The 26411-nt window shown below is 67.3% G+C and carries 25 protein-coding genes; 15 read left to right on the top strand and 10 right to left on the bottom strand.

What is annotated here, in order from left to right:
* Positions 1-206 precede the first annotated feature (206 nt).
* Complete coding sequence (locus BRW65_RS29610) at positions 207-692, bottom strand: SRPBCC family protein (RefSeq protein ID WP_073880851.1); 486 nt, start codon at positions 690-692, stop codon at positions 207-209.
* 81 nt (positions 693-773) lie between these two features.
* The gene (locus tag BRW65_RS29605) at positions 774-1823 is read right to left on the bottom strand and encodes an Lrp/AsnC family transcriptional regulator (RefSeq protein ID WP_432206470.1); all 1050 of its coding nucleotides are present in this window, start codon (positions 1821-1823) and stop codon (positions 774-776) included.
* A 67-nt stretch (positions 1824-1890) separates the two neighbouring features.
* Here BRW65_RS29605 and BRW65_RS29600 point away from each other — a divergent pair, with 67 nt between their 5' ends.
* A complete protein-coding gene (locus tag BRW65_RS29600; protein WP_073880833.1) occupies positions 1891-2640 on the top strand; it encodes an SDR family oxidoreductase in 750 nt (249 codons plus the stop codon).
* Positions 2641-2651: 11 nt separating this feature from the next.
* A complete protein-coding gene (locus BRW65_RS29595) occupies positions 2652-3509 on the top strand; it encodes an LLM class flavin-dependent oxidoreductase (protein WP_073880831.1) in 858 nt (285 codons plus the stop codon).
* A 133-nt stretch (positions 3510-3642) separates the two neighbouring features.
* Here BRW65_RS29595 and BRW65_RS29590 read toward each other — a convergent pair whose 3' ends face one another.
* Entirely contained in the window at positions 3643-4074 is a 432-nt protein-coding gene (locus BRW65_RS29590; protein WP_073880829.1) for a hypothetical protein, read from the bottom strand.
* Positions 4075-4389: 315 nt separating this feature from the next.
* A complete protein-coding gene (locus tag BRW65_RS29585; RefSeq protein WP_073880827.1) occupies positions 4390-5553 on the bottom strand; it encodes a PucR family transcriptional regulator in 1164 nt (387 codons plus the stop codon).
* Positions 5554-5689: 136 nt separating this feature from the next.
* On the opposite strand from BRW65_RS29585, the gene BRW65_RS29580 reads away from it, so the two are divergent.
* From BRW65_RS29580 to BRW65_RS29555, 6 genes are all read left to right on the top strand, one after another.
* Positions 5690-6517, top strand: coding sequence for an alpha/beta hydrolase (locus BRW65_RS29580; RefSeq protein WP_073880825.1), 828 nt, complete (start codon positions 5690-5692; stop codon positions 6515-6517).
* Between the two features lie 37 nt (positions 6518-6554).
* Positions 6555-8168 carry a benzoylformate decarboxylase gene (mdlC, locus tag BRW65_RS29575; protein ID WP_073880823.1) on the top strand — a complete coding sequence of 538 codons (1614 nt, stop codon included), beginning with the start codon at positions 6555-6557 and terminating at the stop codon, positions 8166-8168.
* A gap of 10 nt (positions 8169-8178) precedes the next feature.
* On the top strand, positions 8179-10026 hold the full coding sequence (locus BRW65_RS29570) for an FAD-binding oxidoreductase (protein WP_244168269.1): 1848 nt from the start codon (positions 8179-8181) through the stop codon (positions 10024-10026).
* A 4-nt stretch (positions 10027-10030) separates the two neighbouring features.
* Positions 10031-10936, top strand: coding sequence for an alpha/beta hydrolase fold domain-containing protein (locus tag BRW65_RS29565; RefSeq protein ID WP_208611952.1), 906 nt, complete (start codon positions 10031-10033; stop codon positions 10934-10936).
* Positions 10937-10942: 6 nt separating this feature from the next.
* Positions 10943-12244 carry a cytochrome P450 gene (locus BRW65_RS29560; RefSeq protein WP_084188080.1) on the top strand — a complete coding sequence of 434 codons (1302 nt, stop codon included), beginning with the start codon at positions 10943-10945 and terminating at the stop codon, positions 12242-12244.
* Positions 12245-12459: 215 nt separating this feature from the next.
* Positions 12460-13491, top strand: a complete 1032-nt coding sequence (locus tag BRW65_RS29555; RefSeq protein WP_073880819.1) for an Rv2578c family radical SAM protein — start codon at positions 12460-12462, stop codon at positions 13489-13491.
* 2 nt (positions 13492-13493) lie between these two features.
* Here the strand turns inward: BRW65_RS29555 and BRW65_RS29550 are convergent, their stop codons facing one another.
* Positions 13494-15092 (bottom strand): purple acid phosphatase family protein, encoded by a 1599-nt coding sequence (locus tag BRW65_RS29550; RefSeq protein ID WP_073880817.1) that lies wholly within the window; start codon positions 15090-15092, stop codon positions 13494-13496.
* Between the two features lie 150 nt (positions 15093-15242).
* Between BRW65_RS29550 and BRW65_RS29545 the strand changes: the two genes are divergently transcribed.
* Positions 15243-15686: a hypothetical protein gene (locus BRW65_RS29545; protein ID WP_073880815.1), complete on the top strand. Its 444-nt coding sequence runs from the start codon at positions 15243-15245 to the stop codon at positions 15684-15686.
* Positions 15687-15700: 14 nt separating this feature from the next.
* Here BRW65_RS29545 and BRW65_RS29540 read toward each other — a convergent pair whose 3' ends face one another.
* From BRW65_RS29540 to BRW65_RS29525, 4 genes are read right to left on the bottom strand one after another with little or no spacing between them, the layout of a single operon-like run.
* Entirely contained in the window at positions 15701-17305 is a 1605-nt protein-coding gene (locus BRW65_RS29540; RefSeq protein WP_073880845.1) for an MFS transporter, read from the bottom strand.
* A gap of 35 nt (positions 17306-17340) precedes the next feature.
* Positions 17341-18213, bottom strand: coding sequence for a KPN_02809 family neutral zinc metallopeptidase (gene ypfJ, locus BRW65_RS29535; RefSeq protein ID WP_073880813.1), 873 nt, complete (start codon positions 18211-18213; stop codon positions 17341-17343).
* Positions 18214-18222: 9 nt separating this feature from the next.
* A complete protein-coding gene (locus BRW65_RS29530) occupies positions 18223-18726 on the bottom strand; it encodes an SRPBCC family protein (RefSeq protein WP_073880811.1) in 504 nt (167 codons plus the stop codon).
* Between the two features lie 9 nt (positions 18727-18735).
* The gene (locus BRW65_RS29525; protein ID WP_208611953.1) at positions 18736-19623 is read right to left on the bottom strand and encodes an oxidoreductase; all 888 of its coding nucleotides are present in this window, start codon (positions 19621-19623) and stop codon (positions 18736-18738) included.
* 56 nt (positions 19624-19679) lie between these two features.
* On the opposite strand from BRW65_RS29525, the gene aspS reads away from it, so the two are divergent.
* The 3 genes from aspS to BRW65_RS29510 are packed head-to-tail and all read left to right on the top strand — an operon-like array spanning position 19680 to position 22961.
* Positions 19680-21461, top strand: coding sequence for an aspartate--tRNA ligase (gene aspS, locus BRW65_RS29520; RefSeq protein ID WP_139273313.1), 1782 nt, complete (start codon positions 19680-19682; stop codon positions 21459-21461).
* Positions 21458-21889, top strand: coding sequence for a nitroreductase family deazaflavin-dependent oxidoreductase (locus BRW65_RS29515; RefSeq protein ID WP_073880810.1), 432 nt, complete (start codon positions 21458-21460; stop codon positions 21887-21889). Before aspS ends, BRW65_RS29515 begins: the two co-directional genes overlap by 4 nt.
* A gap of 4 nt (positions 21890-21893) precedes the next feature.
* On the top strand, positions 21894-22961 hold the full coding sequence (locus BRW65_RS29510; protein ID WP_073880808.1) for an FUSC family protein: 1068 nt from the start codon (positions 21894-21896) through the stop codon (positions 22959-22961).
* 6 nt (positions 22962-22967) lie between these two features.
* Here the strand turns inward: BRW65_RS29510 and BRW65_RS29505 are convergent, their stop codons facing one another.
* On the bottom strand, positions 22968-23357 hold the full coding sequence (locus BRW65_RS29505; protein ID WP_073880806.1) for an MmcQ/YjbR family DNA-binding protein: 390 nt from the start codon (positions 23355-23357) through the stop codon (positions 22968-22970).
* A 91-nt stretch (positions 23358-23448) separates the two neighbouring features.
* On the opposite strand from BRW65_RS29505, the gene BRW65_RS29500 reads away from it, so the two are divergent.
* The 3 genes from BRW65_RS29500 to BRW65_RS29490 are packed head-to-tail and all read left to right on the top strand — an operon-like array spanning position 23449 to position 26151.
* The gene (locus tag BRW65_RS29500) at positions 23449-24390 is read left to right on the top strand and encodes a transglutaminase family protein (RefSeq protein WP_244168268.1); all 942 of its coding nucleotides are present in this window, start codon (positions 23449-23451) and stop codon (positions 24388-24390) included.
* Complete coding sequence (locus BRW65_RS29495; protein ID WP_073880837.1) at positions 24383-25438, top strand: zinc-binding metallopeptidase family protein; 1056 nt, start codon at positions 24383-24385, stop codon at positions 25436-25438. Before BRW65_RS29500 ends, BRW65_RS29495 begins: the two co-directional genes overlap by 8 nt.
* Positions 25439-25482: 44 nt before the next feature.
* Entirely contained in the window at positions 25483-26151 is a 669-nt protein-coding gene (locus tag BRW65_RS29490; RefSeq protein ID WP_244168267.1) for a DUF6629 family protein, read from the top strand.
* The last annotated feature ends 260 nt before the right edge of the window (positions 26152-26411 follow it).

Below are 26411 nucleotides of genomic sequence, written 5' to 3'. Positions count from 1 at the left end.
ACCATCTGCCTGGCCCGACGCCGCACCAACGTCCTCTACGCACTCATCCGCGACAACCGCACCTGGCAACCCGACTCACCCCCGATCACTCAGTCGGCGGCTTGACATCGTCATTGAGAGTCCTTTCGTGAGGGCCCTGACCTGATACCCGCCCGAATGCGGATAAAACCGGGCGGCCGGGTTAATGCGCTTGGCCGGAAAGCGAGTTATCCGCGTGGATAACCGCGCCGGACCGTGCGATCCAGAATTCCCAGGGTGGCCCGCAATGCGCCCTCGGACAGAATCGGGAAAATCCCGGCTCCCCGCCACTTGGGGTCGATGTTCGACCAGTCGTAGAACGAGGTCACCACGGTGGCCGAGCCGTCCTCGGTCGGCTGCAGTCGATAGCCGTAGACATGCCCGATCGGAGGTTGAATCTGGCCCAGGACCGTCCACGCGATCAGGCGATCTCGTTCGAATTCCGTGATGTCGACGGTGACGTCGTACTTGCCGAGTTGCGGAAAGTCGTTCAACGCCTCGCGATCCATGTGGACAACGAAATGGTCGCCGACGCCGTTGACCGGGTCGCCCTCCGCGTCTTGGAGCATGCCCGACGAGTCGATCGCGACGTGGCCCTGCGGGTCACACAGCACGGCGAAAATCTCCGCCGCCGTGGCCGCGATCGTGCGCTCAACCTCGATGCGTTCGGTCATCATTTCCTCGCAGCCGCCGTAGGGACGACACGATCGTCGCTCACTCTACGACTCGGATCCGGCGGATCGAGCAATTCCGGGTCAGCCGGTCGCCGCTCCGCGTGGCGTGATCGGCTTCATCAGCCGCCCGTGCGCGACCACCGATCCGTGTTGCTTGAGCCGCTGGATGCGGATGCTGACTTCGTAGCTGAGAACCTCTTCGATCGCCCCGAGCTGGTCGGCGAGGTAGCCGTACAGGTCGTGGACGTCACGACAGATGACCACGGCCATCAGGTTCTTCCTACCGCTGACGGCGGCCGCGAAGGCGACTTGGTCGTGCGCCGCGATGCGTTCTCCGACGTGCTGTGTGTGCCGGGGTGCGACCGTCAGCCACAGCATGGCGCTGAGGCGGTAACCGAGCAGTTCGGGGAGCACGTCCACGTCGTACTGCAACGCCCCGGCCGCTTCGAGCGCCGCGAGGCGCCTGCGCACTCGCGCCACCGACCATCCGGTGCGATCGGCCAGCCGCGAGTAGGGGGTGCGGCCGTCGTCGGCCAGCGCGTCCAGCATGGGCCGGTCTTCTGGGGCCGGCCGGGCCGGCTGGCCGCTCGGCGGGCGGTCCTCGGCCAGGATTCGTGCGGCCTGCGCTCCGCTGAGCTTGTGACCGTAGCCCGTCCACGGCGCGCTCGGGAGACGCCCGAAGGTGTGCAGCACCGCGTCGATGTCGATGTCGATGACGGAACTCGTTCGTGGGAGCCGCTTCAGCAATACGTCGTCGCGGCTGTCGCCCAGCGGTGCCCGGATCGTGCACACCAGGTCCGTCCAACCGGACAGGACGTTGGCGTGCGACACGTCGGGGTTTCGCACCAGTGCGTCGGCCAGTTGCGGTATGCGGTCGGGCTTTGCGTGGATCCGGCAAACCCACTGGGCCCAGTCGGATTCGCCGTCAACCCAGGGGTTCTGAAGTCCCACGACGCGGACGACCCCGGCGCGGCGCAGCCTGTGGTAGCGGCGGGCAATGGTTTGTTCGGTGGCTCCGACGACCTCGGCGATGCGGCGAAACGGCACGCGGGGAGAGATCTGCAGGGCATGCAGGATTTGTCCGTCCAGCGGATCGATCATGAGCAATGATATGTGTTTGGTCGCGGTCAATGAGGATTTATCAACACTTTGAGCCGCGAGTTGGCTGTTTCGTCACCGGCGCTGTCAGCCTTGCACCATGAAACTGACGCGCAACGTCGTCCTGGTCACCGGCGGAGGCAGCGGAATCGGCCGCGGCTTGGCCGAATCGTTGCACCGCCTGGACAACCAGGTCATCGTCGCGGGGCGGCGCCTCGAGGCCCTGCGCGCCGTCGCGGCGGCCAACCCGGGCATGGCATACCTGCGGCTAAATCAGGGTGACCCGGACAGCGTCGACCGGCTGGCCGCCCAGGTGGCGCGTCGCCATCCCGGGTTGAACGTCCTGATCAATAACGCGGGAATCATGCGCACCGAGGAGCTGGCCGCCGGTGATACCGCGGCAGCGGAGGAGACGGTGGCGGTCAACCTGCTCGGGCCGATCCGCCTCACCGCGGGGCTGTTGCCGACCCTGCTGGCGCAGCCGGCGGCGGCGATCGTCAACGTCACCTCCGCCCTGGCGTTCGTGCCGAAGGCCGCCGCGCCGACCTACTGCGCGACAAAGGCGGCGCTGCACTCCTACACGGAGTCCCTGCGCCACCAGCTGCATGACACGGCCGTCGAGGTGGTCGAGATCATCCCGCCGCGGGTGGAGACCGACATGCAGAGTGTCCTTGGATCCGCCGGCCACGTGATGGCGCTGGATTCCTTTGTCGCCGAGACTCTTTCGTTGTTATGTCAGTCGGACGCCGCCGAGGTGGTGGTCGATGCCGCCCGGCGGGTACGGTTCGCCGCGCGCGACGGCCGCTACGACGAAACCTTCGCAGCCATCAATCAGCCGCAGTCGAAATAGGGAGGATCGCCATGGAAATCGGAATCGGCCTGCCGAGCCACCTCGCCGCGGTGCGGGGTCCGGTGATCGTGCAATGGGCCCGCCGGGCGGAGCAACGAGGATTCGCCAGCCTGGCCACCATCGACCGGCTGGTCTATGAAAGCCTTGATTCGATCGTTGCGCTGTCGGTGGCCGCAGGCGCGACCAGTGAGATCGGTTTGATCACAAACGTTTTGCTGGCACCCCTCTACCCGGCCGCGCTGCTCGCCAAGCAGCTTGCCTCCGTCGCGGACATCACCGGCAACCGGCTGATCCTGGGTTTGGGTGTGGGCAACCGGACCGACGACTACGCGGCGGTCGGCGTGGACTTCGGCCGACGGGGACGCGTTCTGGACGAGACGGTGGGACTGTTGTGCGAGGCGTGGCGCGCCACGCCGGTCACCGGCGACAAGGCGCTGTGCCCGCGGCCGGTGCGCATCCCCATGCTGTTCGGGGGACGGTCGGAGGCGACCATGCGCCGGGTGGTGACGATGGGTGACGGCTGGTCGGCCGGTGCCCTGCGCGACTACGACAATCAGGCGTCGTTCGCCGATCGGGCACGCGCGGCCTGGCGGGAGGCGGGCCGGTCAGGGCAGCCGCGGCTGCACGCCAGCGTGAACTTCGCGTTCGGTGGTGAGGCCATTGTCCGGCTCGGCCGGGAGCACCTGCGGCGCTACTACGGATTCAAACCGGACTACGCAGCTCTCAACGTCGCCGACATGCTCACCACCCGGGAGGACGCGGCCGCCACCGTGCGCGCCTATCGGGACCTCGGTTTCGATGCGCTGGTGTTCCATCCCTGCGTCGCAGGAGTCGATCAGGTGGATCGCCTTGCCGACGCCGTTCTCTGAACCGGTGCGCACAAGATCAGGTCGCACGGGGCTGCCACTTGGAAAAGCGTCTGATGTGGTGGGCGCATGTGGACGGGCACGAGGTCATCTGTTTTTCCGTGTCGGATGCACGGGGTTGTGCCGGGTTCTGCGGTCAGGAGCGCCGCCAATGATCCCGACGAAGCTGAACGAGATTTACGGCTGCCAACAGCATAAAAATCAGCGGGATAACGGGAGGCTTTATTTTGAGCGGAAGTACATCTGCGGGCACCTCTGGGTGCACGTGCACATAGGTGGCGCCCGCCATGTTGGCGATCAGCCCAGCCGAGGCGGCGGACGCGATGGGGCCGAAGAGATTTGGGGTCTGCCGCCCGACGCGGGCAGCCGAAAGCAGGCTCAGTCCAATGGATATTTCCCCGACGATACCCATGGGGATGCAGAGTCGCGGCAGCCGGCTTTTGGTGATTTGGACGTCGAACCACGTGCGAAATGGCTCGAAGAATTTCAAGAAGCCAAACAAGAACATCGTCGAACCTAGAAACATCGAATTATATTTCAAAATCTTGTTATCTGGTGCCGGCTGCATAATTCCTCCCTCGCAGGGTGGTCGGCGCCGCTACCGGCGTCGGGAGTGGCTGGGTGTGCGGGGACACCTCGTCTCCTTCGAGGGTCGGGCGGTCCACGGAAAATTGTGCTGAAGCCAAAATGGACTATCAAGTCCAATCCGCGCGCATGTCAGGACAGCAGCGCCCGGCGCCGGGCGGCTGACGATTCGCGGAGCTGCTATCAGGGTCCGGCATCGTCGCCGCGGCGGGTCGCTCGTGCGGCGCAATCTCCGGCCTTGAAGGGGGTGGAGCTGCCCGAACAATTTTCAGAATGCAGATCGCGCGCGGTTTCTTTTCTAAGTGCGTGCAGCTTCCAGCGCCAGTGCGACTTGAGCCAGCCAAAAATTGTCGGCCAGCGGTCGCCCGGTGAGTTCGGCGAATCGGCGCAACCGGTAGTTGACGGTGTTGCGGTGACAGTGCAGCTCCTCGGCGGTCGCCGCGACGGACTGACCGCGCTGTAGCCAGGTGTCCACCGTGGTGAGAATTGGTTCGCGCCGTTCAATCGGCAACTCGAGTACTGGTCCCAGGGTGGCTCTGACAACCGATGCGGCGGCGTCCGGCGAGCTGGCGAGCAACACCGCCATGACGTCGCGGTCGTAACGGATAGTGGGGCGACCGGCCGAGGAAGCGGACGCGGCGACTTGAGCTTGAGCCCTGGCTTTCGAGCAGTCTGCGATGTCGGTGAACGGGCTGCTGAGGCCGATCGTGACGGGGATGTCGGCGCAAATGTTGCTGGCAATGCCATCGAGTGCGTCGGCGCGGTTCGGTCGAAGCGATACGACTCCCAATTGTGCATGCGACGTGAGGCGAAACCACGAGTCGTAAACAGCCGGGTGCGCCGAGATCAGCGTTTCGATGTCGGGAGGCGACTGCTGGGCTGAAGGCTCTGCACTGGTAGCCGCGATGATCGTGAACTGGCCTGTCCGTGGGAGACCGAGGGCGGCGACCGCGTCCCAGAACGGCGCTCCGATGCTGGACTCGTTGAACAGCACCGTGTCGAGCAAGGCCGCGCGAACTTGCTCGTTGCGTCGCGCGTCGCGGATGTCGATTTCGCGGAAAACAGCATGTGCGCGAAGCGAATTGGTGTTCATCCAGGCGAAGATGGAGGGTGTCGCCGCGATGAGGGCTTCCTTGTCGACTTCGTCGGCGTCCGCCAGGCGTGCGAGCTCGTCCCAGATGGCCGCCCCGCCGAGGCGATACGCGTGCAACAAATTCGACAGTGTCAGGCCCTGGCTGGCGCGGTGACGCATTCGATTTGCGGTGTCGAGATTCCAATGGCCAGGGTCGGCGCCGAGATCAATCCAGTCGAGCATTTCTGCCAGGTAATTGGCGATGTTCTCACGGACAGGGTCGACGCCGTCGTCACCGCTGGGCAGGAAGTCCGGGACTTCAGTAGCAAGCTGAGTGAGCACCTTCGTCACGATCTCGTCTGACTGTTGCCGCACGCGATCGACGAGCACTGTTGGCGGTCGCTGCTTCAACATGTATCGAATCGTAAAGCGCCGCACGTTGCTGTGCCGGGGCACAAGGTTAGAGATCGCGACTTTGGGCTGCCGTTCATTGTGAAGCCCACTCGCGGCGACCACGATTCATGTCATGAACGCCGCCACTGAGCAGACCATCGTTTTGGTCCACGGCCTGTGGATGACGCCGTTTGCGTGGGAGGACTGGGTCGCCCATTACCGCGCTCGCGGTTTCTCCGTCCTGACACCGGGCTACCCCGGCGTAGCCCCCGGCCCCGCCGGAGTCGCCGCGCTGCGCGAGAACCCCCAACCCTTGGCCGACCTCGGGGTGCGGGAAGTCTTCGATCATCTCGCCGAGATCATCGAAGAACTCGCCGAGCCGCCGATACTGATGGGCCATTCCTTCGGCGGTACCTTCGTCCAGCTCCTGCTCGACGCCGGCTATGGGCGGGCCGGCGTGTCGATCGACGGCGCCGCTGTCAAAGGCGTTAAAGCCCTGCCGTTCTCGGAGGTGCGGGCTACATTTCCGGTATTGAAGAATCCCGCCAACCTGCACCGCGCGGTGCCCATCACAGCCGAGCAGTTCCATTACGCGTTCACGAACACACTCAGCGAAGCCGACTCCGCGAGCGCCTATGAGCGGTACGCGGTTCCGGTACCGGCGCGGATCTTGTTCCAGGGCGGCCTGGCCAACGTCACGCCCCACGCGGCCACCACCTACAACTTCGCCAACGACGACCGCGCGCCGCTGCTGTTCATCGCCGGCGGCCACGACCACATCCTGCCGCCCGCGGTGCAGCACGAGAACTACACGAAAAACGCCAAGCACTCGACCGCGATCACCGCCTACAAGCTCTTCCCTGATCGCGACCACTTCACCTGCGGCGCACCGGGATGGGAAGAAGTCGCCGACTTCGCCTTGAACTGGGCGCTGAACCCCGTGCCCGGGGAACTCGACTAAGTCCGTTCACAACTTCGCACGAAAGCGACCATCACCCATGACCACGGTGCGCGACGCCATCCTCGACCTGTTCCGCTCACACAATCTGACCACCTGGTTCGGCAACCCCGGCTCGTCGGAATTGGCGCTGCTGCAGGACTTTCCCGACGACTTCCGCTACTTCCTGGGTCTGCAGGAGATGATCCCGGTTGGGATGGCCGACGCCTACGCGCAAATCACGTGCCGTCCCGCGGTGGTCAACCTGCACACCGCCCCGGGCATGGGTAACGCGCAAGGCCAGATCTACAACGCCTACGTCAACAAGACGCCGCTGATCATCACCGCGGGCAACCAGCGCCGCAACATGCAAAACCAGTACTGCCTGCTGACCAATCACGAACCCACCACGGTGCCTAAGCCGTTCATCAAGTGGGCAGCCGAACCCGCGATCGCCAATGAGTCCCCGGCCGTGCTTGCCCGCGCGATCCACGTGGCCACCACCCCGCCGATGGGCCCGGTGTTCGTCTCGCTGCCGATGGACGACATGCCGATCGAACTGACCGACGACCAACTCGGCGACATCGCGGTGGTGCGCGATCGCACCGTGACCCACGCGACGGGTTTTCCGACCGGGCTGGCCGAGCAGGTCGGCGCGCAACTCGACGCAGCAACCTCGCCGGCGATCATTGTGGGCGGCGATATCGACCGCTACGACGCCTACGACGCGGTGATCGAGCTGGCCGAGCGCACCGAATCGCCGGTCTACACCGCACCGTTGACCGGCTGGAGCGGCTTCCCGGAAAACCACCGCCTCTATCACGGCGCCCTGCCGCCAGGGGCGGGCTGGATCTCCGGACTTCTCGCGGGCCACGACCTGATCCTCGCGATCGGGACGCCGGTCTTCCGCTACTACCCGTTGGTTCCCGGGCCGTACCTGCCCAGCGGCGCACGCCTGATCCAGGTCACCAACGATCCCGACGAGGCCGCCCGCGCCCCCGCCGGTGACGCGATCGTCGCGGACATCCGCACCGCCACGCGGGCCCTGGCGGCGGCGGTCAAACCCACCCAGCGCTCCGCGCCCGCGCCACGCGCCGCAGTCCCCGAACGGGTATCGGAGCAGGTGCCGCTCAAGCCCCAAGATCTGTGGACGGTCGTTGGCCACGCAGCACCCAGTGACACGCTGTGGGTCAGCGAGGCCGGCAGTAACGAGATTGCGATTACTGAGAGCATCCGCCCGGGCAATCCGCTGTCGCATCTGTCCTCCGCGGGTGGTGGACTCGGCTGGGGGCTACCGGCGTCGGTCGGTGCTCAAGTCGCGGCTCCGGATCGTCCGGTCGTGTCGTTGATGGGTGACGGCTCCATCCAGTACGCGATCACCGCGCTGTGGAGCGCGGCACGCTACAACATCCCACTCACCATTGTCGTGGCGTCCAACGCCGAATACGGCGTGGTCAAAGAGTTCGGCGTCTGGGAAAAGACCCCGAATGTCCCCGGGCTCGACATCCCCGGCCTCGACATCGTCGCGACCGCGGCCAGCTACGGCGTCGATGCCCACGAAGCGCACAGCTCCGACGAGGTATTCGAGCTGGTCAAAGCCGGCATCGCCGACCGCGACCGACCCACCCTGATCAACGCCCGCACGACACCCGTGCCGGGGGGATTCGGCAGCTAGGAGACATCTGGTGGATGACACCATCGTTTCGGCGTTCGCCGCGGCACTTCACAGCCCCAACGCGGTGGCCACCGACGAGGCCACACTGGCCGAAACCAGCAAAGACTATTGGGGTTTCGGCCAACAGCCCGGTCTGGTGTTGCGCCCGCGCAGTCGTGACGACGTCGTCGCTGCGGTCAAAGTTGCTGCTGAACACCATGTTTCGTTGGTCACCCGCGCCGGCGCGTCGAACTGCAGCGCCGGAGTCATGGCCGGCGCGGACCGCGTGGTGCTCGATCTGACCCAGATGAATCAGGTCCTCGACATCGATCCGACAGCTCGCACCGCTCGGGTCCAGCCCGGTGTCATCAATTTCGATCTGCAGCAACAGCTCGCCCCGCACAAGCTGGTCTTCTCACCCGACCCGGTATCGGCACATCTGGCGAGCGTCGGCGGCAACATCATCGAAAACGCCGGTGGCCCGCACGCTCTCAAGTACGGCGTTACCTACAACCACGTCCTCGGCGTCGAAGCGGTTCTGGCTGATGGCACCGTGATCAACCTCAGCGCGGCCGACGACGGCCCGGACCTGCTCGGGATTTTGATCGGGTCGGAAGGCACCCTGGCGATCCTCACGGAGGCGACCGTCGCGTTGCGGCCCATCGCGCCGGTCACTCGCAGCCTGATGGGCAGCTTCACCACCGCGCGGGAGGCGGCCGAAACCATCTCCGCGATCATCCACACCGGGACCGTGCCCGCGGCGGTCGAATGGCTCGACCGAGCCGGTATCAACGGCCTGCAGCAGTTCACCGACACCGGCTACCCGACCGACGCCGACGCGATCGTGCTCATCGACGTCGACGGGACCGCCGCCGAGGTCGACCGCGACGCCGCGATCGTCGAAAAGGTCTTGCGACAACACGCCACCGAGGTGCGCCGCGCCGACGACGACGACGCCCGCGCCAAGCTCTGGTACGGACGCCTGCACGCCCCAGACGCCGTCGTGCACAGCGGCAAAGGCTTCTTCATCGGCGACGTCACCGTTCCGCGCCAACACATTCCGGAGATGCAGCAGGCCATCCAGGACGCCGCCACACGACACTCGGACGCCCTGCTGTTCATCGCGGTGACCGGACATGCCGGAGACGGGGACCTGCACCCGACCACCTTCTACGACAAAGAGAACCCCCACGCGGCCGCGGCTTTGGAGGCTGCCAACAACGAAATCATCGAAGCGGCACTGAAGCTGGACGGCACCATCACCGGCGAGCACGGCGTCGGCACCGAGAAGATCCAATTCATGACCAAACGCTTCACCCCAATCGAGATCGCCGCCCAACGCATCGTCAAGCAGGTCTTCGATCCCGCGCACACCTTCAACCCGGGCATCATGCTGCCCGAACCCTCACCCGAAGAGCCCGCGCTGCCCGCGTTCGAAGCCGCCGTGCGCGCTGCGCTCGAGGGTCATCCGACCTCCGCGACGCACGCCGACGGCGACGACACCACGGTCGAGGTCAACACCGGCAACTTGAACCTGGTGGTCGGCGCCGCGGTCACCCTCGGCGACCTCTCACGCAAACTCCACGAGCAAGGCGTGACCTGCCCGGCCATCCCAACCGAGGGCCTCGACCGCACCGTCGGCGAACTGATCGCCAACGCGACCGGCGAGGAACGTCTGGAGGTGCGCCACGGATTGCTCGGCGTCGAGGTTGTCCTCCCCGATGGTGTCGCCGTGGCCCGCTTCGGCGGCCAGAACATGAAGGACGTCGCGGGCTACGACACCAAACGGCTATTCATCGGCGGCAGAAACGCGTTCGGAACGATCACCAGCGCCGTCTTCAAGATTGCGGTCGGTGACGCTACTCGTGGGCTAACTTGAACTGATGTCCTGGCAGATGCATGCCATCGCTACCTACGGGCGACTCGTCCGGCGACCTCGCACCTACGCAACCGAGCGGAGCGCGCGCGCTTATCTCAATCGGCCCAAGAACAGCGGCGAACCTCCCTCCCGGCTCGCGACGTCGGCTCGCTACCATCTGACCAGCGTCACCGTGAGCGGGTTCGATTGCTACACAGTGCAATCAGCGAGCAGCGAGCCCATTCCTACCCGCGGTCCGTCGGTCGTCTACGTCCACGGGGGCGCCTACGTCAACCAGATCCAGCCCGCGCACTGGAAACTCGTCTGTGCGATCGCCGACGCGACCCGACGCCCTGTACACGTCCCCCTCTACGGACTCGCGCCGCAGCACCATGCCGAGGAAGCGATCGACTTTGTCGGGCACGTGATCGGCCGGGCCGCGCATGACGGGCCCACCTATCTGGCCGGTGACTCCTCCGGCGCGGGCCTGGCGCTCGCCGCGACCCAGGCGACCATCAGCGCCGGAGCCACCCCGCCGCAGGGCCTCACCTTGATCAGTCCCTGGCTCGACATCGCACTGACCAATCCCGCCATCCCGAGCCTCGCCGAGCGTGACCCGTGGCTCGCGGTCCCCGGCCTACGCGAGTGCGGCCGCGTGTGGGCCGGCCACCTCCCGGCGGACGACTACCGGGTCAGCCCCATCTTCGGTGCGCTGCACAACCTTCCACCGATCGACCTCTACATCGGCGACCGCGACATCTTCCTCGCCGACTGCCGTCAGCTGCGGGACAGCATCGGCGCTGCCCGCATCACCTACCACGAGCAGCCCGGGGCAATCCACATTTACCCGCTGCTGCCCGTTCCGGAAGCCAAGCCCGCACGCCGCGCACTGCTCAGCCACATCGACGCAGCCCTGCGCATCGTTAAGTGAGGAAATTTGACGAGTCGCACGGTCGCCCTGCCGCACACCACCACGCTCGAAAGCCTGCGTTTCACGATGCTGGTGGCGCTGCCCAACCTCGCCGAGGGGCTCTTCAGCCGCAGGCCCGCCGTCACCGCCGCGCTCGACCGAGCCGGTGTCGCCCGCCGGGCACACCGGCTGCTCACCGGGCTGCATCGGCGCTACGGTGCTGGACCGATCTGGGTGAAAGTGGCAGGCAAGCCCACGGTGCTCGTCTTCGGCCCCGACCAGATCCGTTTCGTACTCTGCGGCGCGCCAGCGCCTTTCGCGTCCGATCCCGAGCCCAAACTCTCCGGAATGAACAAATTCCAGCCGTACGCCCTGACCATCTCACGAGGCGACCATTGGTCCGACCGCCGCCAATTCACCGAGGCTGTCCTGGCGCACGGCACCGGTAGCGGCGCGATCGCCCGCCGCTGCGACAGCGTCGCGGACGAGGAAGCCAGAGCGATGCCCGACAACCTCGACTGGCCACAGTTTCATGGCGTGATACAGCGAATCGCGCGACGAATCATTCTCGGCGACAACGCAACCGACGACCGACAACTATCGGCGCAGCTCGTGACGCTGATGGCCAAGGCCAACCCGCCCGGCAAGGGAGACCCCAAGCTTTTCAGCACCTTTCTGACCGCACTGGACCGTTACGTTCAAGCCGCGGACGCACAGAGTTTGGTCGGACAATTCGCCGCGGCACCCGCCTCCGACATCACCCACCCGACCCATCAGGTCATCCACTGGATGTTCGCGATGGGTGACACGCTGGCCATCAATCTCTGGCGCTGTCTGGCGCTGCTGGCCACCCACCCCGAGGTTCTCCTCGACGCGCAGAATGGAATCGACGAGCACAGCGCTGACGACTACCTCGCGGGCTGCCTATCCGAAGCGATGCGCCTCTGGCCCAGCACGCCCGCATTGGCGCGAACCCTCACCGAGCCGACGGAGTGGGAGGGCGAGACCGTGCCCGCGGGAACACAGGTCATGATCGTCAACACCTTCAACCACCGCGACACCGACCGTTTTCCCGAGGCCGATCGGTTCGATCCCACAGCGTGGACCCAGGGGGCCGCCCATTCCTCGTGGTCCTTCAACTTCTTCAGTCACGGCCCGCAAGCGTGTCCGGGCGCCGACCTTGCGCTGCGACTTGGTGTCGCCGTATTGACGGCGTTACTCGGCGAGCGAAGCCCGGCAGCGACCGGTGCCAAACTGGACCCATACCAACCGCTGCCACTGACGCTCGACCACTCGCGTGTCGACATTCGATTGAGGCGCCGCCACTGAAACCCCGGCAACGCTGCGAGCCTCCCACCCGACGCGATGGCGCCCGGTCAGACGAGCGTCCTCGGTGGCCGAATCGCTATCCGGATTGAGATCGGTACGTCGTGGGCCGGTGTGAAGCGAACCTCGGCCGGGGTGAAGTCGCCATGGTTGCCCGGTCGCATCTGTCTCGACCCTGGGCCTTGACCGCGATGTCGAACTAGTGTTCGAATAGGGTCATGCGTTGGGCGGGCCAGGCGGTCGCCGTCAATGGGGCGCCCGTCGAGGACGGAGCGCTGCCGGGGCTGCAGCGGATCGGCCTCGTCCGCAGCGTGCGCGCCCCGCAGTTCGAGGGCATCACGTTTCACGAGGTGCTGTGCAAGTCCGCGCTCAACAAGGTGCCGGACGCCTCCGCGCTGCCGTTCCGGTACACCGTCAACGGCTACCGGGGCTGCTCGCACGCGTGCCGCTACTGCTTCGCGCGGCCCACGCACGAATACCTCGACTTCAACTGCGGCAACGACTTCGACAGCCAGGTCATCGTCAAGACCAACGTCGCCGAGGTGCTGCGGCGCGAGCTGCGCCGGCCGTCGTGGCGGCGCGAAACCGTCGCGCTGGGGACCAACACCGACCCCTACCAGCGGGCCGAGGGGCGCTATGCGCTGATGCCCGGCATCATCGGCGCCCTCGCCGAATCCGGCACACCGCTGTCGATCCTCACGAAGGGGACGCTGCTGCGGCGCGACCTGCCGTTGATCGCCGATGCGGCGCAACACGTTCCGCTGTCGGTCTCGGTGTCGCTGGCGGTCGGTGACCCGGAGCTGCATCGCGACGTCGAGCCGGGCACGCCGACCCCGCAGGCGCGGCTGGGCCTGATCGCCGCGATTCGCGACGCCGGCCTGGACTGTCACGTGATGGTGGCGCCGGTGTTGCCGCACCTGACCGATTCGGAAGAGCATCTCGATCGGCTGCTCGGCCAGATCGCGGCGGCCGGCGCCACGGGTGTCACGGTCTTCGGCCTGCACCTGCGCGGCTCGACCCGTGGCTGGTTCATGGCCTGGCTGGCGCGCTCGCATCCCGAGCTGGTGGGCCGCTACCGCGAGCTCTATCGCCGCGGAGCGTACCTGCCCTCGGGTTACCGCGAGACGTTGCGGGGCCGGGCCGCGCCGCTGATCGCCAAATACCGGCTGGGCGGCGAGCTCCGATCGTTCCGTCAGCCCGCCCCGGTCATGCCTGCGGACCCGGAACCCGTTCAGGCGACACTGTTTTGAGCCTAGGCCGGTTTGTCGCGGCGGGGCTTGGTCAGCGTGAAGCGGTCCACCTCGGTGACCGCGCCGAACGGCCCGCTCAGCGCGTAATGCGTCGCCTCGATCGAGGTGTTGCCGCCGGGCGAGCCCGGGTCCACGTCGAACGCCGAAAAGCCGTAGGGATTGTCCCGGTCGCGAAAGGCGGACCACGGCGCGTCCTCCACGACGTAGATCGGCGGCTTGCGCCCGAGCCCCGGGTCGAACGCGCCTACGCCGGTCAGCACGCGGCAGCGCGGCTCCGGGAAAAGGAACGCATTGGTGGGCGCGGACGTGCCGCCGCCGCCGATGACGAGATGCACCGTCCCCGTGGTGGCGTCGACGACATCTCCCCGGGTATCGACGGGTATTGGTGTGCGGGTGTCGGTCTGCAGCGTGCCGCGCACGGGGTGCGAGCGCTCGTAATGGTGTTCGTGGCCGCAGACCACCAGGTCGACCTGGTACTCGTCGAACAAAGGGAGCCATTCCTCGCGGATTCCCAAGTCGGCGCCGTTGGCGGGCTTGTCGGCGGTCGAGATCGCCGTCTGGTGCATGCACACGACGATCCAGTCGACTTCCGGGTCGCGCCGAGCGCCAGCGAGCTCGGCTGCCAGCCAACGCTTTTGCTCACCACCGGAGTATCCGTGCACGTAGAAATTGCCGCCGTCCTGAAACGCCACGTCGTCGTTGTTCAGGCTGATCACGCGCACCGAGCCGGCGGTGAACGAATACCAGAGCCCGCGCGTCTCGGGGCTCGAGCCCGAGTCGGGCACCGCGAAGTACGCCTGATAGGCGCCGTAACCGATTGGGCCGTTACCTAATTCGTTTTCATGGTTGCCCGCCGCCGGCATCCACGGCCGGTAGCGCGCCGAGCGGGTGTTGTTCTCGAACCATGCGGACCAGGTGCGGATCCGGTCCCGCGCGAGGTTGGCGTAGCACAGGTCGCCGTTGATCAGGTTGAACAACGGAGCCATCCGCTCGATCGCCAGCGTGGTGTCGGCGGACGCGGGCGAGCCGATGTTGTCGGTGCCGTAGCCGCCGTCGGGCATCCGCGCCAGCGTCGGCGTGGACTGATCGCCGAAGCTGGTGAACCGGAACGGCTTTCGGCCGATCGGCGCGGTGCGGATGGTGCCCATCTCCGGCTCGGCGCCGTCGTGCACGGCGGCGTAGACGTAGTCGGTGTCCGGGGTCAGGCCGGTCAGGCGGGCGTGATTCACGCGGACTTCGGTGTTGGACTTGGCATCGCGGTAAGTGCGGGTTTCGGCGGCCACGGTGCGGCCGAGGCCCGACGCCGGCGTTCCGTACATGACGCGCGGGTTGCGGATCGCGTCGACGGTGTGCCAGGACACCACCACCTCGGAGCCGGCCTGCCGGCCGAATTGCAGGTGCAGCCCGGTCACCGGCGGCCCACCGGTGCGGCTCGGCTGGTACCAGAAGGCGGGCGCACCACGATGGGACCACACCAGGGCGGCGCCGCCCCCGACACCCGCCCCGAGGGCGGCCGAGACCGCGCTGGTGGTCAGCAACCTGCGGCGGCTGATGCCGGGCGCAGGAGCGCCGCCGTGGTGCGGTGCGGGATCGTCGGCCACCCCTGCTTCATACCCGAGCGCGGTGAACGTCGGCGGAACGGGCGCGGCGGTGGCTGGGCGGCTCGAGCCATCCCGCCTGGCGGGCACAAATGCAGCGTCGGGACCCTTGAGTGCGCGTAGCGCCGTAACGAATTGGGTAGCGTTTTCGATATGACGAACGTGCGAATAGTGACCACGGGGGTCGCGGTGGCGACGTTTGCGGCCGCCGCAGCGGTGGCCGTCACGCCCGCGACCTCATCCGCGGATCCGGCCGGCCACCAGGTGACCTACACCATCACCGCCACCGGCAACCTCACCGGCAACGTCCGGTACATGAACACCGATCCGCCCAGCCAGGCCGCCTTCAATGCGAACTCGTCGCAGTTCCTCAACAGCGTGCAGACGGCGTTCGCCGCGGGCCAGCCGCTGGTGTACAACACGACGTTGAACGACCCGAACCAGTGGGCGTTCGTGAACGCGAGCGGCGGCTGTCACTGGCCGGACTGCGATTCGTCGAACACGCCGCAGATCCAGTGCCAGATCGCCGTCGACGGCCAGGTCGTGGTGACGCAGAGCGCCACCACCGGCGTGACCTGCTCGACGCGACCCTGGTGAACCGGTAGGGCCGCTCAGCGGTGCACCCGCAGCGCGAGGTAGTACTCGTGCCGTCGGGTGTGGTCGAGCGTGTAGCCGACCGCCTTGGTCACCCCGTCGTGGTCGGACTCCAGCCAGCGTTCGGTGTGCTGACGTTCGAATTCGGTCCACGACGGCACCGTGAATCGCTCGAGGACCGTGTCGGGATGCTCCAGGCTGTGATACAGCCCCCAGCTGTGGCCACCCGTTCGCAGCCGTGATCGGCGCACCGCGCTCATCGCCTCAACGAAGTCCTCAAGGGTGTCCGTCGCGACGCGATAGCGCACGGTCACCAGCACCGGCCCGTCGTTGGGGCATGGCTCGAACACGACCATGGGCATGGGCCACGCCCGCGAGATGTCGCGGCTCAGCTTTCCGGTTTCCGGCCGCAGCCCGAGCGGGACGACGCTGAGCGCGGTGACGCCCAGCAACACCGCCGCGACGGTCAACGCCACGCCGAGCCCTTCGCGCGTGGCCATGACACCCCAGAGATACGACCCGACCGCCTGGAAGCCGGTGAATACCAGCAGGTACATCGCCAATCCGCGGGCACGGACCCAGCGCGGCAGATGCAGCTGTGCCGCTGCGTTCAACGTCGTCAATGTGATCAGCCAGGTCATCCCCGACAACACCAGGAATGGCGCCGCCGCGGCGAACGGCAGGAAGACCACCGCGAGGGTGGCGGCGCCGTACCCGGCCGCGCACCCGGCCAGCAGGGTGTTGGGCGGCACCTTCTGGCGTAACGGCGCCGGAACGGCGACGGCGAGCACCGCGCCGACACCGATGGCGCCCAGCGCCACACCGTAGCCGCCCGCCCCCAGATGCCAGGTGTCGGCGGCCGTGACGGGCAGCAGTGCCAACAGCGCCGAACCGGGGAAGACGAACAGGGCCGCGCGCAGCAGGATCCTGCGGAAGATCGGACCGTTGACCACGTAGCCCAATCCGGTCAGGATCGCTTGCCCGAGGTGTTCCCGTTCGATGGGGGCGATCTGCTTGGGTTGCCGCCACCCCGCCAGCGCGACGATGATGCCCACGAACGAGATCGCGTTGATGGCGAAGACCGCCGCCGGCCCGGTTACCGCCAGGACGATACCGCCGATGGCGGGTCCGACGATTCGGGCGACGTTGACCGAGACGCTCGCCAGCGTTGCGGCGGCCGGGATCTGCCCGCGCGGGACGACCTCGGGCTGGATCGCCTGCCAGGCCGGCGCCGTGATGGCGGAGGCCACGCCGATGGCGAGGGTGAACAGCAGCAATGCCGTCGGGGTGAGGCGGCCGAAGTAGGTCAGGCCCGCCAGCGCGAGCGCCACCACTACCGCGTAGGACTGCAGGACCATCAGCAACCGCCGCTGGTCGAACACGTCGGCGAGCGCGCCGGCGAACAACGCCAGCAGGAGCGTCGGCCCGAGGCTCGCCGTCTGGACCAGCGCCACGACGGTGGCGCTGCTGTGACCTTCGACCAAGACCCATTGCGCCGCCACGCTTTGCATCCAGGTGCCGACGTTGGAGACGAACTGCGCGACGAACAAAGCGCGGAAAACCTGATTGCGCAACGGCGTCCAGACCGATATCTCCCCGCTGTCGGTGCGCTCCTGCGTCATGTCCGACATGCGAGCCTTTCGCGTCGTGCGGCGGTCTAGCCCAGGCTCGTGGCGGCGAAGGTGTCGCACTTCTTCGGGTCACCGGTCTGGTAGCCGACGGTGAACCAGTGCTGCCGCTGCTCGGACGAGCCGTGCGTCCACGACTCGGGGTTGACCCGCCCGGTCGCTTCCTTCTGAATGCGGTCATCGCCCACCGACGCCGCGGCCGACAGGGCGTCGGAGATGTCCTGGTCGCTCAGTGGCTGCAGGTAGGGCACCCCGGTGCTCTCCTGCTTGACGGTCGACGCGTAATGGGCCCAGATCCCGGCGTAGCAGTCGGCCTGCAACTCCGTGCGGACCCCGTTGCCGCCGGCGCCCTTCGCCCCCTGCTGCGAGCGGCCCAGGATGCCCTGCAATTGCTGGACGTGGTGGCCGTATTCGTGGGCGACCACGTACTCCTGCGCGAACGGCCCACCGCTGGAACCGAATTTGTCGACAAGCTCCTGGAAGAAGTCGGTGTCGAAGTACGCCGTCTGGTCAACGGGGCAATAGAACGGCCCCACCGCGGTGGTGGCCGGCCCGCAGCCGGTCTCCACGGAGCCGGTGAACAGCCGCACGTGTGGCCGGGTGTAGCCCTGCATCAGCTGTTTCCATACGGCGTCCACGGAGTTGCCGGTCGCGACGACGCGGCACTGCACGTATTTGTTGGCGTCCGCCCCGGTCTTGCACTGGCTCAGGTCGAACCCGGGCGCCGAGTAGCCGCTGGTGTTTCCCTGCTGGTTGAGCACGCGACCCGGATCGACGCCCAACAACAACGCGCCGATCAGGATGAGCAGCCCGAGGCCACCGCCCCCGATGGCCATCCCCATGCCGCCGCCGGACGACGACGCGGTGCTGGTGTCGATCTGCATACCCTCGTTGAAGCTCATCGCCCGCTCCTAACGTTGCCCGGTTTCGGCGAACCGCGTATCGGTGTAGTCGCGCAGGTTGCGCAGGAATCGGCGGAGCCCCAGGTTCAGCAGCGGTCCCACCACGTACATCGCCAGCCGCGCCGGGCCCGCGGGCTTCTGCGCCATGGTCCACGTCAGTCGGCAACCACCGGGAATGGTTTCGACCCGGTAGTCCTCGGCGAACGCCGCGACGGCTTGCGTCGAGCATTCGTTGAACCGAAAAGCCATGTGGCTGAACGGCTCCCACGCCAGAAACTCTTCGTTGCCCACGAGGCCGCCGCGCATCTCGACGACGCGGGTGGTGCCGACGCCGCGGGGTTCGGGGCTGGTCCAGGTCACCTTGGTGATCACGCTCGCCCAGCGTGGCCAGGACTCCGCGTCGGCGAGGACCTCGAACAGCTGCTCGGGGGTGATGGCGAGGTCGACGCTGTTGCGGAACACGAACGGCGCGCTGTCGACGAAGCTCAGGTCGACGCGGTCGCAGGGGAACATGGAATTAATCTAGCCGGGGCCGTCGCTCGCCGCGGCAAGCAACGGCACAAGGACGTCGCTGATCGGCGTCGCCAGGTTGTGCGCGCGGCCCTTGCGAATGATCACCCCGTTGCGGATGTCCCATTCCATCCGCCGGTGGTTCTCCCGGTCGGCCAGGATGGAGGTGCCCATGTCCTCGGCGACGTGCCGAAACATGTCGGCCAGCTCGTCGACGATGGCGTCGGGCAGCTTGGCGCCCTCGGCCCGCGCGACCGCCAGGCATTCGGCGACGTAGCGCCGCGACAGTTCGGTGACGTCGTCACGGCGGAACATGCCGGCTCGCCGCCCGGACAGCGCCATGAAACCGGCCAGCGCGTTGGTGAGCAACTTGTGCCAGGCGGCGGTGATGAAGTCGGGGTCGCAGTCCACCCGGCACCCGGCTCCGCGCAGCAGTTCGGCGATCGTCTGGGCCGCGGGCCCGCTGGGCAGCACCAGCGCCGCCTCGGTGCGCAGCCGCACCCAGCCTTCGGGCTGGGTCTCCGCGGAGTACCACACAATCCCGGGCAGCACCCGCGACGACGGGCAGTGCGGCTTGACCTGCTCGACCTGCTCCACGCCGTTCTGCAACACCACGACGATCGTGTGCGGGCCGCACAGCCGGGTCAGCCAGCCCGACGCCGCGTCGTTCTGCGTGGCCTTGACCGCCAGCAGCACCACATCGACCGGACCGGTGACGTCGCTGGGATCGGTGTGAACGGGGCCGGGGACCACGATCGGATCCGCGCCGTCCGGTCGCAATTCGATGCTTTCGCGCGGGCTGTGGCCGCACACCAGCACCGGATGCCCGGCCTGGTGTAGCAGCGCGGCGATCGTTGTCCCGACGGCGCCCGGACCGACGAGTGCGATGTTGGTGACGATAGGACCGAAATTACCTCCCTCTAGACTGGGCACTCGTTCCAACCGCGGGAAAGGGAGTGTTTGTGCTGCGCAGCCACGCCGCCGGGTCGCTGAGGAGTGGCGACGCCGGACAGCAGGTGACGTTAGCGGGCTGGGTGGCGCGCCGCCGCGACCACGGCGGTGTCATCTTCATCGACTTGCGGGATGCCTCCGGCGTGGCACAGGTGGTGTTCCGCAACGCCGACGTGTTGGCGCAGGCGCACCGGTTGCGCGCCGAGTTCTGCGTCGCGGTCACCGGTGTCGTCGAGATCCGCCCGGAAGGCAACGCCAACGCCGAGATCGCCACGGGCGACATCGAGGTCAACGTCGCTTCGCTGACCGTGCTCGGAGAGAGCGCGCCGCTGCCGTTCCAGCTGGACGAGCCCGCCGGGGAGGAGCTGCGGCTGAAGTACCGCTACCTCGACCTGCGCCGCGACGGCCCGGCGGCGGCGCTTCGCCTGCGCTCCAAGGTGAACGCCGCGGCGCGCGCGGTGTTGGCGGGCCACGACTTCGTCGAGGTCGAGACGCCGACGATCACCCGGTCGACGCCCGAAGGCGCGCGCGACTTTCTGGTGCCGGCCCGGCTGCACCCCGGCTCGTTCTACGCCCTGCCCCAGAGCCCGCAGCTGTTCAAGCAGTTGCTGATGGTCGCCGGGATGGAGCGCTACTACCAGATCGCCCGGTGTTACCGGGACGAGGATTTCCGCGCCGACCGCCAGCCCGAGTTCACCCAGCTCGACATGGAGATGAGCTTCGTCGACGCCGAGGACATCATCGCGATCTCCGAGGAGATCCTGACCGCGCTGTGGGCGTTGATCGGATATCGAGTGCCGACGCCCATCCCGCGCATCACGTATGCCGACGCGATGCGCCGGTTCGGCTCCGACAAGCCGGACATGCGGTTCGGGCTGGAGCTCGTCGAGTGCACGGAGTTCTTCAAAGACACCACGTTTCGCGTCTTCCAGGCGCCGTACGTGGGTGCGGTGGTGATGCCGGGCGGGGCGTCGCAGCCGCGGCGGACGCTGGACGGCTGGCAGGACTGGGCCAAGCAGCGCGGGCACCGCGGGCTGGCCTACGTGCTCGTCGGCGACGACGGGGAGCTCGGCGGCCCGGTGGCCAAGAACCTGACCGACGCCGAGCGCGAGGGTCTGGCCGCGCACGTCGGGGCCAAGCCGGGGGACTGCATCTTCTTCTCCGCCGGCCTGCCCAAGCCGTCGCGCGCTCTGCTGGGCGCCGCCCGAGGGGAGATCGCCAGCCGGCTCGGCATGATCGATCCCGACGCGTGGGCGTTCGTGTGGGTGGTGGACCCGCCGCTGTTCGAGCCCGCCGACGAGGCGACCGCCGCCGGGGACGTGGCCGTCGGCTCCGGCGCGTGGACGGCGGTGCACCACGCGTTCACCTCGCCCAAGCCGCAGTACACCGACGTGGTCGACACGGACCCAGGCGCCGTGTTGGCCGACGCCTACGACATCGTCTGCAACGGCAACGAGATCGGCGGGGGCTCGATCCGTATCCACCGTCGCGACATCCAGGAGCGCGTGTTCGCCGTGATGGGCCTGGACCAGGCCGAGGCCGAAGAGAAGTTCGGATTCCTGTTGGAGGCGTTCACCTTTGGCGCGCCGCCCCACGGCGGGATCGCGTTCGGCTGGGACCGGATCAACGCTCTGCTGTCCCGTGTCGACTCGATCCGCGAGGTGATCGCCTTCCCGAAGACCGGCGGCGGAGTCGATCCCCTCACCGATGCGCCCGCGCCGATCACCGCGCAGCAGCGCAAGGAGTCCGGAATAGACGCCAAACCGGAAAAGGTTGACCAGGCATGACCGAAATGCCTGATACCGCGACGATCAACGCGTTCAACAAGACCATCATCGACGAGTTCCGGACCAATGGCGGCAAGGTGAGCGGCCAGTTCGAGGACGCGAACCTGCTGTTGCTCACTACGACCGGCGCCAAGTCCGGACAGTCCCGGGTCTCGCCGCTGGCCTACTTCGACATCGACGGCAAGCTGATCATCATCGGATCCTTCGCCGGCTCACCGGTCAGCCCGGCGTGGGTGCACAACCTGCGCGCCAACCCGCGGGCCCGCGTCGAGATCGGTGCCGACGAGTTCGCCGTCACCGCGCGCGAATTGCCGTCCGACGAACGCGACGCGCTGTTCGACAAGGTCACCGCCGCCGCGCCCGGCTTCGCCGAGTACCAGTCCAAGACCAGCCGGGTCATTCCGCTGTTCGAGCTGCAGCGCACCTAGGCCCGTGGGCGTAGCGCGGCGGGCTGGGCCATCTTTTCTTCTGGTCCCCGCGCGTGCGGGCCTCACACGGCTGCGTCTGGTGTGGTTCAACCTGGTACAGACCGCCGTGGCCGCGGGCCTGTCGTGGTATCTCGCGCACGACGTTCTCGAGCATCCGCAGCCGTTCTTCGCACCGATCGCGGCGGCGGTGTCGTTGTCGACGAGCAACGTGCTGCGCGCGCAACGCGCCATCCAGATGATGGTCGGGGTAACCCTCGGGATCGGGCTGGGCTCGGTGGTGCAGGCCCTCCTTGGCCCCGGCGCGGTCCCGATCGCGATCGCCGCATTGTTCGCGCTGGGTGCGGCGGTGCTCATCGGGGGCGGCTTCATCGGGCACGGGATGATGTTCGCCAACCAGACCGTGGTGTCGGCCATCCTGGTGTTGGCCTTGTTCCACAGCGGCCTCGGCTGGGAGCGCATCTTCGACGCGCTGATCGGAGGTGGGCTGGCCATCGTGTTCGCCGTCCTGCTGTTCCCCGCCGACCCGCTTAGGGTGCTGCGCAACGCGCGCGTCGGTGTGCTGGGCGTGCTGCACGACGTCTTGTCGCGTGCGGCGGACGTCGCCGTCGGACGCAAAGCGCCGCCCCCGAACTGGCCACTGACGGCGGTCGACCGAGTGCACGAACAGCTCAGCGGACTGCTCGAGGCGCGCACCACCGCCCGCCAGGTGGTGCGCGTCGCGCCGCGCCGCTGGGGGATGCGCGACACGGTCCACGCCGCCGATCGCCAAGCCGTGCACGTGGCCATGCTGGCCGTCTCGGTGCTGCAACTGGCCCGCGCCGTCGCCCCTGCCGCGGACGGCTGTCGCCACGCGCCTCCGCAGACCGTGCACACCGTGTTGGTGGTGCTTGCGGCCGCGACCGCCCTCGCCGATCCCGATCCGGCCGGCGCGTGCGCGTACATCGCGTCGGCGCGTCATCACGCTTCGGAATTGCAGTCGGCCGCCCACGAGAAAACGCAGTTGATCCTGGCCGACATCGTCAGCGCGTGCGTCGACGACCTGCAGCGGGTCGTCGACCTACGGCACGGGTGACGCGGTTCAGCGCGAGTCGGCCAGGAACTCCTGGACCAACTTCCTCGGGGCCTGCGTCAGCCACGCCTCGGTGATCAGCTCCTCGAGGTCACGGACCGAGATCGCGTCCAGTTTGACCAGCACCGCCGGGTAGCCGTCGAAATGCGGTGTCGTGAAATAGACCTCCGGCTCGTCGGCGATCAACCCGAACTTGACGCCTTCGTCGGACACCCGCACGCCGAGGATGTCGCCGCCCGGCGGTTCCGTGCCGCCAGCTGCCAGCGCTTCGCGCTCGGAGGGACGCAACGGCCGCTCCCACGCCAGCAACTTCTTGCCGACCCGCCAGTCATGCGGGGACGGCTCCGAGGTGAGTGCCAGCTCACGGACGATGCGGGCGACGTCATACCACGTGGCCACATCTCGATTGTGCTCCCGGTTTGGCGCGCGCGCCGCCCTATTGGCAAACGGCTTCGCGGCGCGGACGGCGCGTAACCGTCCCGCGTGTGATGTGATCAGCCTTGTGCCTGAAGCTGACGCCGGAACCGCCCGCCGCCATCGAGTCACCCACCGCACCCAGTACCGGTACTCCGACGTCGTGACCGGCTCCTACGGCCGCGGCTTCCTCACCCCGCGCGACTCGGCGCGGCAGCGTTGCGTCGCGCACCGGCTGACCATCGACCCGGCCCCCGCCGACGTCTCCACCAGCGTCGACGTTTACGGCAACATCAGCTCGTACTTCCACGTCACCGAGCCGCACCACGCCCTGACGGTCACCAGCGACTCCATCGTCGACGTCTATCCGCCCGCCCCGGGTCGCTATACCAGCGGGCCGGCGGTGCAACCGTGGGAGGACTCCCGGCCGACGGGCGGCAGGGGCGCGCTCGCCGCGGAGTTCACCCTGGACTTGAATCCGCCCGAGATCACCGACGAGATTCGCGACTACGCAGCGCCCAGTTTCGCCCCGCGGCGCCCGCTGGTCGAGGTGCTGCGCGACCTCGCGTCGCGGATTTTCGCCGACTTCACCTACCGCTCGGGGTCGACGACGATTTCCACTGGTGTCAACGCGGTTCTGGCGGCCCGGGAAGGGGTATGTCAAGACTTTGCCAGGCTGGCGATCGCTTGCCTGCGCGCCAACGGTCTTGCGGCCAGCTACGTGTCCGGGTATCTGGCCACTGACCCGCCACCGGGAAAGGATCGAATGATCGGGATAGACGCCACCCACGCATGGGCGGGAGTGTGGACACCCCAGGAGCCCGGCCAGTTCGAATGGCTGGGCCTGGATCCCACCAACGACCAGCTGGTCGACGAGCGCTACATCATCGTGGGGCGCGGCCGCGACTACGCGGACGTGCCGCCGTTGCGCGGCATCATCTACACCAATTCCGAACACAGCGTGATCGACGTCGCCGTCGACGTGGTGCCGTTCGATGGGGATGCGCTGCATGCGTGACTTCAACTGCCCCAACTGCGGCCAGCGCCTGGCGTTCGAGAACTCCACCTGCTTGAACTGCGGTAGCGCGCTGGGATTTTCACTCGAGCAGATGGCCCTGATGGTCATCGCCGAGGAGAACGCCGGCGAGCACGCCGGTTTCGTGGACGCCGCCGAGTATCAGCTGTGCGCCAATCTCCGACTGGCGGAATGCAATTGGCTGGTTCCCGTCAACAATCCCCGGCTGCTGTGCACGTCCTGCGCACTGACCACCGTGCGGCCCAACGACGCCGACACCGCCGGCCTGGCCGAGTTCGCCCGGGCCGAGGCGGCCAAGCGGCGGCTGATCGTCGAGCTGCACGAGCTCAAGCTGCCGATCGTCGGGCGCGAAGAAGATCCCGAGCAGGGGTTGGCGTTTCACCTGCTGTCCAGCGCGCACGAGAAGGTGATGACCGGGCACGACAACGGCGTCATCACCCTGGATCTGGCCGAGGGCGACGACGTGCACCGCGAGCAGTTGCGGGTGGAGATGGAGGAGCCGTACCGCACGCTGCTGGGCCACTTCCGGCACGAGATCGGGCACTACTACTTCTACCGGCTGATCGCCCCGTCCAGCGACTACCTGGCGCGGTTCAACGAGTTGTTCGGCGACCCCGACGCGGACTACCAGGAGGCGTTGGATCGCCACTACAGCCAGGGGCCACCCGAGGATTGGCAGGAAAATTTCGTCTCGTCGTATGCCACCATGCATCCCGCCGAGGACTGGGCCGAAACGTTCGCCCATTACCTGCACATCCGCGACACCTTGGACACCTCGGCGTGGTGCGGCTTCGCGTCGGCCTCTGCGACATTCGACCGGCCGGCGTTGGGCCCCAGCGCTTTTCAGACGATCATCGACATGTGGTTGCCGCTGTCGTGGTCGCTGAACATGGTGAACCGGTCGATGGGCCGCGACGACCTCTATCCGTTCGTGCTGCCGGTCGCGGTACTCAAGAAGATGAAGTTCATCCACACCGTGATCGACGAGGTGACCTCCGAAGCGAGGGGACCGGCCGCCATCGCCGGCTGATTGGCTTCGTCGCGAACGGGCACACTGCGGCGATGTGCTTTTCGATGACGGCGGATCTGGTGGTGGGCACCGCGCTGGTGCCGGTCGCGGTGGCGACCCTGCGTGAGGTGAAGCATTGGCGCGAACTGCCATTTGCCCTGCTGCCCACGGTGTTCGCGGTGCACCAGTTCCTCGAGGCGGCCGTGTGGCCCAATCGCCATGTTCCCGCGGGGATGGCAAACTTTGCGCTGCACGCGTATGTCTTCATCGCGCTGCCGTTGCTCCCGCTGCTGGTCCCGTTGGCGATCCTGATGCTCGAACCGCGCGGCGCCCGGCTGCGGGTGGCGCCGTTCGCGGTGCTCGGCGCGATGGTGTCGGCCTACCTCGCGGTCGTCGTCCTTACCAAGCCGGTCGGGGTGACGAGGTGCCCGCACGCGCTGGAATACCAAACCGGCTCCCGCGACAGCTATTTGTGGGCCGTGCTCTACATCGTCGCCGTCATCGGGCCGGCGCTGCTGTCGGGATACCGCTCCATAGTGGTGTTCGGTGTGGCGAACCTGGTGGGGTTGGTTCTCGTCGCGGTGCTCTACCTGCAGGCGTTCGCGTCGCTGTGGTGCATCTACGCCGCCGTGCTCTCGGTCCTGGCGCTGGTGCATATGCGGCGGCGTCGCCGACTGCCCGATCCCCACCGCTACCACGGCGCCCCGCTGGAATCGGCGCGATCGAGCGTGTGATCTGCCGCCCGCTCGGCGGGCCTTTGGAAATCCCTTGTGTCACTGTGGTTTCAGTGGTCACAATGCGGCCGTTTTTGTCGGTGGGTGTTCGTAGAGTTTGAGGCATGGGTGTCAGCAGTCGTGAGGAGATCGTCGGGGTCATCGACGCGCTCGACGGCGATGCTGAGCGCTTGTGTGCGTTGTCTTTTGACGCGTTGACGACCCCGGAGCGGTTGCGCGTCTTGGAGCGGGTGGAACGCGTGGCCCGCCGGCTGCGCACC

This window comes from Mycobacterium paraffinicum (genome assembly GCF_001907675.1).
Classification (GTDB): domain Bacteria; phylum Actinomycetota; class Actinomycetes; order Mycobacteriales; family Mycobacteriaceae; genus Mycobacterium; species Mycobacterium paraffinicum_A.
Note: the sequence above shows the minus strand (reverse complement) of the source record. Positions and strands in the feature narration are given on the sequence as shown.

Coding starts and splice junctions, on each gene's coding strand:
- BRW65_RS29610 (WP_073880851.1), bottom strand. CDS start 692: ATGACCGAACGCATCGAGGTTGAGCGCACGATCGCGGCCACGGCGGCG.
- BRW65_RS29600 (WP_073880833.1), top strand. CDS start 1,891: ATGAAACTGACGCGCAACGTCGTCCTGGTCACCGGCGGAGGCAGCGGA.
- BRW65_RS29595 (WP_073880831.1), top strand. CDS start 2,652: ATGGAAATCGGAATCGGCCTGCCGAGCCACCTCGCCGCGGTGCGGGGT.
- BRW65_RS29590 (WP_073880829.1), bottom strand. CDS start 4,074: ATGCAGCCGGCACCAGATAACAAGATTTTGAAATATAATTCGATGTTT.
- BRW65_RS29580 (WP_073880825.1), top strand. CDS start 5,690: ATGAACGCCGCCACTGAGCAGACCATCGTTTTGGTCCACGGCCTGTGG.
- mdlC (WP_073880823.1), top strand. CDS start 6,555: ATGACCACGGTGCGCGACGCCATCCTCGACCTGTTCCGCTCACACAAT.
- BRW65_RS29565 (WP_208611952.1), top strand. CDS start 10,031: ATGTCCTGGCAGATGCATGCCATCGCTACCTACGGGCGACTCGTCCGG.
- BRW65_RS29555 (WP_073880819.1), top strand. CDS start 12,460: ATGCGTTGGGCGGGCCAGGCGGTCGCCGTCAATGGGGCGCCCGTCGAG.
- BRW65_RS29545 (WP_073880815.1), top strand. CDS start 15,243: ATGACGAACGTGCGAATAGTGACCACGGGGGTCGCGGTGGCGACGTTT.
- BRW65_RS29540 (WP_073880845.1), bottom strand. CDS start 17,305: ATGACGCAGGAGCGCACCGACAGCGGGGAGATATCGGTCTGGACGCCG.
- ypfJ (WP_073880813.1), bottom strand. CDS start 18,213: ATGAGCTTCAACGAGGGTATGCAGATCGACACCAGCACCGCGTCGTCG.
- BRW65_RS29530 (WP_073880811.1), bottom strand. CDS start 18,726: ATGTTCCCCTGCGACCGCGTCGACCTGAGCTTCGTCGACAGCGCGCCG.
- BRW65_RS29515 (WP_073880810.1), top strand. CDS start 21,458: ATGACCGAAATGCCTGATACCGCGACGATCAACGCGTTCAACAAGACC.
- BRW65_RS29495 (WP_073880837.1), top strand. CDS start 24,383: ATGCGTGACTTCAACTGCCCCAACTGCGGCCAGCGCCTGGCGTTCGAG.
- BRW65_RS29490 (WP_244168267.1), top strand. CDS start 25,483: ATGACGGCGGATCTGGTGGTGGGCACCGCGCTGGTGCCGGTCGCGGTG.